Source organism: Zavarzinia sp. (assembly GCF_049306435.1).
Taxonomy (GTDB): domain Bacteria; phylum Pseudomonadota; class Alphaproteobacteria; order Zavarziniales; family Zavarziniaceae; genus Zavarzinia.
The window spans coordinates 1-1953 of sequence record NZ_JBAQRT010000102.1 but is presented as its reverse complement, the minus strand read 5'-3'; the positions used below and the strand labels follow the sequence as shown (position 1 = coordinate 1953).

The window sequence follows — 1953 nt, the reverse complement described above, 5'->3', positions numbered from 1 at the left end:
GGGCTGGCTGGAGCGCACCGGGCTCGCCCCTCTGATCGATGCGGTGGTCGGCGGCGACGAGGTGACGGCGGGCAAGCCCGCGCCCGCGCCCTATCGCCTCGGTGTCGAGCGTCTGGCCTGCCGAGGGGAGACTGCGCTGGCGATCGAGGATTCGCGGCAAGGCGCCACGGCGGCCCGGGCCGCCGGGCTCGAGACGCTGGCGATCGCCGCCCCCGACGACCGGGAGAACTGGCCGCCGGGCGTTCGCTTCATCGCCCGCCTCGCCGACGCCGGGGAGATCCTGCGCCGATGCGACAGATGAATGTCACCGCCCTGTCCGGCCCGCTGGCCGTCCGGATCGAGACCGCGCCGCCGCCCCCGGCGCCTGAGGTCCTGGCCCGGGTCGCCGCCCTCTGGCGGGCGGAAAAGGCGAAGCGGGGCGATGCCCTGTTCGACGGGCGGCTGTTCAGCATAAGCCGTCTGGCGCCCCCGCTCGTCACCGGCTGGCTGGCGCCCTACAGCTGGTATGTGGCGCAGCGGCTTGACCCGGCCCTGCGCGCCGGCCTCGGCCTCCGGCCGCTGGGCGTCACCGGGATCATGATCTGCGACGAGGGCATCGTCTTCGGGCGCCGCGCCAGCACGGTCACGACCGATCACGACCTGTGGGAACTGGCGCCGTCAGGTGGGGTCGATGGGGAATTCCTGACGCCGGACGGCGACATCGACCTCGCCGCCCAGATCCTGAACGAATTGACCGAGGAAACCGGACTGCCCACCGCCCTGGTGACGGCGCCGCCGCGCCCGGTCGCCCTGGTCGAGGACGGCGCGTCCCTTGTGACCGACATCGGCCTGCAGCTGCGCCTTGGCTGCGGGGCGGCGGCGGTGCGCGCCGCCTTCGCCGCCCTGGCCAGCCAGGAGTATACCGAGCTGGCCGTGGTGGCGCCCGCTGACCTCGACGCCTTCATGGCGGCGGCGGACAATGGGGTCGGCCGGGTTTCGCGCGGGTTGATCGATATGCTGGCGCTGTCATGACAAGGCCGGGACAGGGCGTCAGCCCCGCCTATCCCGCAAGCGTGTGGCTGTGGCCCCACCAGGTCGGTCCCGCCATGACCGGCCGGGGGCGATGGCTACCGGCCGCGATCGGCAGCAGCCCGCCCCAATAACCCGTCACGAGGAAATCCCGCCCGTCCGGCGAGAGCGCGATGCCGCAGGGCCAGGCAAGACCAAGGGCGGCGGTATCGATCAGCTGCTGCGTGCGGCCGCTGGCACCATCGAAAACCGCGACATGGTGGCTGGCGGGGAAGCTGACGAGCACCGCGTCGGCTCCCCGGTCGTAGGCGATGGAGAGGCCATGGCGGGCAAGCTCCGCCGCCTCGCCCAACAGGGGCAGCGCCCGGCCGCCGGCCCGGCGCAGGGGCAGCGCCGACGCATAGTCGAGGCCGTTTTCCGCCGCGGGATCGCGCGGGCCGGCGCTGCCCGCCGGCTCGACCTTGGCCATCACGGCGAAGACGCGGTTCAGGGCCGGCGCCACCAGATGGCGCAGCTCAGCCCCGAAACCATCGACATCCCAGCGCTCGACCAGACGGCCGCTGGACCATTCGATGATCGCGGCGCCGGGCGCCAGCACATGGGGGATCACCGGACCGTCCGGGTCCTGACGGTCGGCGACCGTGCTGCCATAATTCGCCACCACGAGGTGCCGGCCATCGGCGGTGATCTGGATATCGTGGGGACGGACGCCAAAACTGGGGAATTCGGCCACGGGACGCAGGCTGGCCGCCTCGCGGATGACGATGCGTCCACCCATGCGCTCCAGATCGGCGGCACGGTCGGCGCTGGCCGGAGAAGCCGGCGCCCGTTCGGCGATGGCGACATGGCGCCCGTCGGGCAAGGTCAGGGCATGGCCGCCGAAGCGCCAGCCGGCGCGCGTCGGCCGGGCCAGGGCGACCAGATCGAGGGTGACCGGATCGAGGG

At 73.0% G+C, this 1953-nt stretch carries 3 protein-coding genes; 2 read left to right on the top strand and 1 reads right to left on the bottom strand.

The window, feature by feature from the left end; genetic code table 11:
- Together WAZ62_RS05365 and WAZ62_RS05360 are read left to right on the top strand one after the other, a co-directional pair.
- A partial coding sequence (locus tag WAZ62_RS05365; RefSeq protein WP_422642492.1) for an HAD family hydrolase occupies positions 1 to 301 on the top strand: 301 nt, incomplete at its 5' end.
- Positions 289 to 1011, top strand: a complete 723-nt coding sequence (locus tag WAZ62_RS05360; protein ID WP_422642491.1) for a hypothetical protein — start codon at positions 289 to 291, stop codon at positions 1009 to 1011. The genes WAZ62_RS05365 and WAZ62_RS05360, both read left to right, overlap by 13 nt.
- Positions 1012 to 1039: 28 nt before the next feature.
- Here the strand turns inward: WAZ62_RS05360 and WAZ62_RS05355 are convergent.
- On the bottom strand, positions 1040 to 1953 hold a 914-nt coding region (locus WAZ62_RS05355; RefSeq protein WP_422642490.1), incomplete at its 5' end, for a DUF1513 domain-containing protein.